The 5600-nt window shown below is 72.4% G+C and carries 6 protein-coding genes and 1 pseudogene; 3 read left to right on the plus strand and 4 right to left on the minus strand.

What is annotated here, in order from left to right:
• Window positions 1–219 precede the first annotated feature (219 nt).
• The 4 genes from DKL51_RS24185 to DKL51_RS24200 all read right to left on the minus strand — a co-directional run bounded on the left by DKL51_RS24185 (window position 220) and on the right by DKL51_RS24200 (window position 4440).
• Entirely contained in the window at window positions 220–1071 is an 852-nt protein-coding gene (locus DKL51_RS24185) for an SRPBCC family protein (protein ID WP_109943386.1), read from the minus strand.
• Entirely contained in the window at window positions 1064–1624 is a 561-nt protein-coding gene (locus DKL51_RS24190) for a winged helix-turn-helix domain-containing protein (protein ID WP_109943385.1), read from the minus strand. The genes DKL51_RS24185 and DKL51_RS24190 overlap by 8 nt, the downstream gene beginning before the upstream one ends.
• 90 nt (window positions 1625–1714) lie before the next feature.
• Window positions 1715–3058 (minus strand): class I SAM-dependent methyltransferase, encoded by a 1344-nt coding sequence (locus DKL51_RS24195; protein ID WP_124812536.1) that lies wholly within the window; start codon window positions 3056–3058, stop codon window positions 1715–1717.
• The gene (locus DKL51_RS24200; RefSeq protein ID WP_109943383.1) at window positions 3055–4440 is read right to left on the minus strand and encodes an FAD-binding oxidoreductase; all 1386 of its coding nucleotides are present in this window, start codon (window positions 4438–4440) and stop codon (window positions 3055–3057) included. The genes DKL51_RS24195 and DKL51_RS24200 overlap by 4 nt, the downstream gene beginning before the upstream one ends.
• A 93-nt stretch (window positions 4441–4533) precedes the next feature.
• On the opposite strand from DKL51_RS24200, the gene DKL51_RS24205 reads away from it, so the two are divergent.
• The 3 genes and pseudogenes from DKL51_RS24205 to DKL51_RS24215 form a co-directional block, all read left to right on the plus strand.
• Window positions 4534–5004: an aminoacyl-tRNA deacylase gene (locus DKL51_RS24205; protein WP_260428647.1), complete on the plus strand. Its 471-nt coding sequence runs from the start codon at window positions 4534–4536 to the stop codon at window positions 5002–5004.
• A gap of 39 nt (window positions 5005–5043) precedes the next feature.
• Window positions 5044–5328, plus strand: a complete 285-nt coding sequence (locus tag DKL51_RS24210; protein ID WP_109943381.1) for a DUF427 domain-containing protein — start codon at window positions 5044–5046, stop codon at window positions 5326–5328.
• 57 nt (window positions 5329–5385) lie between these two features.
• Window positions 5386–5600 (plus strand): annotated as a pseudogene (locus DKL51_RS24215) (RICIN domain-containing protein); the annotation flags it as partial.

Raw genomic sequence — 5600 nt, forward strand, 5'->3', positions numbered from 1 at the left:
GCGTACGGCCCGGCGGCGGGCCTCGGCGATCAGTGCCAGGCCCGCCGCCGAGGCGGTGCGCTCCGAGCCGGAGCGGCGCGCGCTGCTGCGCCGGGCGGCGGAGCTGGCCGGTTGAGCGCTCGCCGGCACCCATTGACGACATCAGGTCCGTAGGCTCCCGCCGGGCACGTGCCACCCTGAGGGCGACACAGTCCGGGACCGGCGGGAGCCTCGACGGCGTCAGGCGTTGGCGGGCATCTCCACGGAGAGCCAGATCGGCTGCCAGTCGGCCATCTCGTGGTAGCGGCGCAGCTCGGACAGGCCGGCCACCGATCCGCTCCAGGCCGCGTACGGCGGGTTGCCCTCGTCGAAGCCGCTCTGCACGAACGTCAGCCGGGTCTTCCCCTCGGACTCGGCCAGCTCCCAGGTGCTGACGCCGACCGGTCCCCAGTCGACGGACATCTTCCGCCCGGGCTCCAGGTCGATCACCTTCGCCGCCTCCCCGGACTCGAAGCCGCCCATGGCGTACCGGCCGCCGACCCAGGGTTCGATCCCGATCGGGTAGCCGAACCAGGCGCTGGCCTGCTCGGAGTCGGTCAACGACTGCCAGACGCGCTCGGTCGGGGCGTCGATCAGCACCTCGCCGCGCAGGTCCGCGGAGGTGAAGTCGGTCCGCGGCAGCAGCGGCCGCCCCTCCAGGTACGCGTTGAGGTTGGCCAGGGCCAGGCTCCAGAAGGTGTGCAGGACTCCCCGGACGGTGCTGCCGTCGAGCGCCTCGGCGAAGACGAAATGGCTCTGCCGCAGCGCCAGGATCGTGCTCTCACCCTCGGGCGTCCACTCGAACTCGGTGGTGGTCTCCACCCCGCCGAGCAGCCAGGCGAAGCGCAGTATGTGCTCGTCGACGTGGAGCAGCCGCTGGTGCGGCGCGTCGCCCTCGGGGGTGAAGCGGCCCCAGAACGCGTACCGGTGGGGCAGCTCGACCTCGGCGTGCTCGGCGAGCCAGGCGCGCAGCTCGGCCGGGTCGGTCAGGGCGCGGCGGACGGCCTCGGCCGGTGCGGCCAACCGGACGCGCAGGGTCAGCAGGTCACTCATGGTTCTCGCCTTTCGGGTAGCAGGCCACGGCGAGCTTGAAGGCGTCACCCTCGGCGCCGCCGTAGCGGGCGAACAGGTCCTGCAGCGTCGACTGCAGGTCGTGCAGGAACTCCTGGCGCCGCTCGGCGGGCACCCGGATCTCGCCGGAGACGCCGATCGACGGCAGCTCGGGCGCGCTGCGGTCGAGCGCCGCGACGTCGGCCTGGACCTCCTCCATCAGGTCGAGCAGGTGGCCGAGGCTCAGCTCGTCCTGCGCCCGGCGCAGCCCGCCGATCCGCCCGACCAGGCGCGGCGAGAGCCAGTACGACCGGGCGGCGGCCTGGTAGATGCCCTCGGTGATGCCCCGCACCCGGCGCTCGGCCACCTGCTCGACGAGCCCGGCCGCGACGAGCTGCTTGACGTGGTAGTAGACCCGCTGCGGCGTCTGCTCCAGCCGGCCGGCGACCTCGGTGCAGGTGCGCGGCTCGGCCAGCTGCCGCAGCACCTCGATGCGTTGCGGCTTGAGCAGGGTCTCGGCCTGCTCGCGCTCTTCCAGGTACAGGACGTCTCTCATGGCAAAATCAGTTTGTACGTACAAAACTTCTTTGTCAATGGGGTCGAGGAAAGGCCGCGCCGTCGCGGCGCGGCCTTTCGATCGGTCAGATCAGGGCGTCCAGTCGGGACGCAGCGGGTAACCGTTGACCCCGTCCGGGCCGTTGTGGGTGGCCACCACCTGGTGCAGCTGGATGCCGTTGCGCTCGAACGCCATCCGCGAGCCGGCCATGTAGAGGCCCCACACGCGGGCGGTGCCCGGGCCGACCTCGTTCACGCAGAAGTCCCAGTGCTCGACCAGGTTGCGACACCAGCCGGCCAGGGTCAGCGCGTAGTGCTGCCGGAGGTTCTCCTCGTGGTGCACCTCCAGGCCGGCGTCGTGGATCTCGCTGATCAGCCGCCCCGGCCCGGCCAGCTCACCGTCCGGGAAGACGTACCGGTCGATGAAGGCGCCGGAGCGGTGCGGAGCCCGGTTGTCCGCCCGGGTGATGCAGTGGTTCATCAGTCGGCCACCCGGCTTCAGCCGGTCCCGCAGCGCACCGAAGTACGCCGGGTAGTTGCGCACCCCGATGTGCTCGGTCAGGCCGATCGAGGAGATCGCGTCGAACCGCTCCCGCGGGGCGTCCCGGTAGTCCAGGTGCCGCACCTCGGCCAGCTCGCCCAGCCCTTCCCGCTCGATCGCCGCCTGCGCCCACTCCGCCTGCGCCCGGGACAGGGTCACGCCGAGCGCCTTGACGCCGTACTCCCGGGCGGCGTGCCGGACCATGCCGCCCCAGCCGCAGCCCACGTCGAGCAGCCGCATCCCGGGCTTGAGCGCCAGCTTGCCCGCGACCAGGTCGTACTTGGCCCTCTGGGCCTCCTCGAGCGTGTCGCGGGGGCTGTGGAAGACCGCGCAGGTGTACGTCATCGACGGGCCGAGCACCTTCTCGTAGAAGGCGTTCGAGACGTCGTAGTGGTGCGAGATCGCGTTGCTGTCCCGGGTGCGGGAGTGCCGCAGCCCGTTCATCACCCGCTTCCAGCGTGGCGCGGCCTCCTGCGGCGGAGGCGACGGCGGCATCAGCCGCTCCCAGCCGAGCCCCCGCACCAGGGTCAGCGCCTCACCCACCGACGGGATCCGCATCGGGACCTCGTCCTTGAGCACCCCCAGCGCCTCGTACGGGTCGCCCGGGTGCACGCCCTCCAGCCCGAGGTCACCGCTCACGTACGCCCGGGCCATGCCGAGGTCACCGGGGGCGGTGAGCAGGTACGACAGTCCTCGTTCGGAGCGGATCGACAGGGTGATTCCGGCGTCGGCCGGGCCGACGGCGCTGCCGTCGTACCCGGTGATGCGCACCGGCAGGTCGCCGGTGGTGACCGCGCGGATCACATCCGCCACGGTCAGGCTCGCGCGCCGGCCTCCCGCCGGCGGGTCGGCCGGGGCGCTCGTCGCCCCCTGTTCTCGGTCGGTCAGGCTCATTGTCTCGCTACCGCCTTCTCGTACAGTCCCGTGAGCCGGTGGTCCGGGTCGTAGCGGTCCTTCACGGCGCGCCAGCTCTCCCCGCCGTAGAGCCGGTCGAACGCCTCCCGGTCGTAGTACGCGTCGGAGTAGAGCGACTTGTGGCCGCCCGCCTCCGACACCGCGCGCTCGATCACCCGATTGACGTCGCCGTCGGCGGCACCGTCGGCGATCGGCACGCTCCCCCAGAAGCCGATGTTCACATAGCTCTCGCCCGGCTGGAGGGGATACAGCGGCCAGGACCCGGCCGATCCGGGCCCGGCCGGCTCGCGCAGCCGCAGCGGGCAGAGCCAGACCGGAGTCATCCCGACCGTGCCGGCGAACCAGCGCAGGAAGTCCGCGGTGCGGTCGAGCGGGATCTCGACGTCCTGCACCACCCGCTCCCGGGCCGGCAGGCCCCGCCAGCGGTCGACCCGGGCGGCCACCTGGTGCCGGTGCTCCAGTCGGACCAGCCGGTGGTAGAAGTCGCTGCGCCGGTACCGCGCCGGCCAGAGCCGGCGAACCACCGGATGCTGCACCCCGAACGCCGCCGAGCACCAGAACCAGTCGGTGTCCCAGCGCCAGAGATAGTCGTACGTGGTGAGCACGTCCCGGGTACGTCGGCGCAGCGACCGGTAGTAGATGTCCTGCCCGGTGTAGTCGCTGGGGGCCCGCTCCACCTCGTCGGTGAACGTACCCAGCACCAGGTACGCCTCGCCGGGGCTGAACATCACCCCGTCCATCGCGTCGACCGGGTCGCCGCCCCACTCCCCCTTCGCGATCACCTCGCCGATCGCGTCGGTCAGCTCCTCGAGCCGGGTGAACCGGATGTTGCGCAGGGCCACGTACCGGCGGACCGGCTGCAGCTCGATCCGCAGCCGGGTGGCGTACCCGAGGCTGCCCAGCGAGTTGGGGAAGGCGCGGAAGAGGTCGGCGCGCTCGCCCTCGGGACGGATGGTGAGGATCTCCCCGGCCCCGGTGAGCACGTCCATCTCCAGCACCGACTCGTGCGGCAGGCCGTTGCGGAACGAGGTGGACTCGATGCCCAGCCCGGTCACCGCGCCGCCCAGGGTGATGGTGCGCAACTGCGGCACCACCAGCGGCATCAGCCCGTGCGGCAGGGTGGCGTCGACCAGGTCCTCGTAGGTGCACATGCCCTGCACGTCGGCCGTTCGAGCGGCCGGGTCGACGTTGAGCACATGGGTGAGGCCGCTGACGTCCAGCCCGGGGGTGCGCGGTGCGGACCTCGGCCGGAACAGGTTGGACGTGCGCTTGGCCAGCCGTACGGGCTCGCCGGCGGGCACCGCGGTGTACGACCGCCGCAGCGCGTCCACCGCCCGCTCATGATCACGGACAGCGTGCATGAGATCACCTTACGCCTCGATCCATCGATTCGTGGGATGTCCACGGTGGCCATTTCGGGTCCGCTCGGGAGCCATCGGGTTACCGTGGCGGGCATGTCCTCCCCCGCGATCGCCGCCCTGGACGCCGCCGGCCTGCCGTACCGGGTGATCCGGCACGGCCCGGTCCGCAGCCTCGCCGAGGCGGCCACCGCCCGCGGCGTCGCGGTCCCCGACGTGGTCGAGACGATCGTGGTGCGCCGGGGCGAGGACGACCACCTCTTCGTGCTCACCCCCGGCGACCGGGTCATCTCCTGGCCCAAGCTGCGCAACCTGCTCGGGGTGAGCCGGCTGTCCATGCCGGACGCCGAGGCCGCCCGCGCGGCCACCGGCTACGAACGCGGCACCATCACCCCGTTCGGCTCCACCACCGCCTGGCCGGTGGTCGCCGACGAGCGGCTGCGCGGCCGGGAGATCACCCTCGGCGCCGGCGAGCACGGCGTGGCCGTCGCGGTCGACGCGGACGCCGCGATCGGCACGCTGGGCGCCACGGTCGCCGACGTCACCGACCCCGAGCCCGCCCGCTGACCGCTGGTCGGTGCGGCGCGGGCGGCATAGCGTGGGGACATGCCGAAAGCAGTCTGGAACGACCTGGTCGTGGCCGAGAGCGACGACACCGTGGTGGTCGAGGGCAACCACTACTTCCCACGCTCCGCGCTGCGGGAGGACCTGATCCGCGACTCCGCCACGCACACGTTCTGCCCGTGGAAGGGCACCGCGTCGTACTACAGCCTGGAGCACGACGGCAGGACCAGCGCCGACGCCGTCTGGTACTACCCGGAACCGAAGCCGGACGCGGAGATGGTGCGCGACCGGGTGGCGTTCTGGAAGGACGTCCGGGTCGTCGACTGAGTCACCCGGCACCAGGGCGGCTGGCCATCGACGGTCACCGTGGGCCAGGATGCCCCCATGTCCGACCCCGAGATGCGTACCGATCCGCCCGGCACCGTGTACGGCGCCCGCCGTACGGTCCGTCCCGGCCTGCCCCGGGACCCGCTGATGCGGACCGCGCTGGCGGTCGCGCTGTTCGGCGTACTGCTCGGGGTGCTCTTCGCCAGCGGCGTGCTGACCGGCGGCTCGGTGCTCGGCGCGACCGAGGTGGGCTCGGCGGCCGGCGGGGTGGG

It is taken from the genome of Micromonospora globispora (assembly GCF_003857015.1).
GTDB lineage: Bacteria > Actinomycetota > Actinomycetes > Mycobacteriales > Micromonosporaceae > Micromonospora > Micromonospora globispora.

Coding starts and splice junctions, on each gene's coding strand:
- DKL51_RS24205 (WP_260428647.1), top strand. CDS start 4,534: ATGTCCTCCCCCGCGATCGCCGCCCTGGACGCCGCCGGCCTGCCGTAC.
- DKL51_RS24185 (WP_109943386.1), bottom strand. CDS start 1,071: ATGAGTGACCTGCTGACCCTGCGCGTCCGGTTGGCCGCACCGGCCGAG.
- DKL51_RS24200 (WP_109943383.1), bottom strand. CDS start 4,440: ATGCACGCTGTCCGTGATCATGAGCGGGCGGTGGACGCGCTGCGGCGG.
- DKL51_RS24195 (WP_124812536.1), bottom strand. CDS start 3,058: ATGAGCCTGACCGACCGAGAACAGGGGGCGACGAGCGCCCCGGCCGAC.
- DKL51_RS24190 (WP_109943385.1), bottom strand. CDS start 1,624: ATGAGAGACGTCCTGTACCTGGAAGAGCGCGAGCAGGCCGAGACCCTG.
- DKL51_RS24210 (WP_109943381.1), top strand. CDS start 5,044: ATGCCGAAAGCAGTCTGGAACGACCTGGTCGTGGCCGAGAGCGACGAC.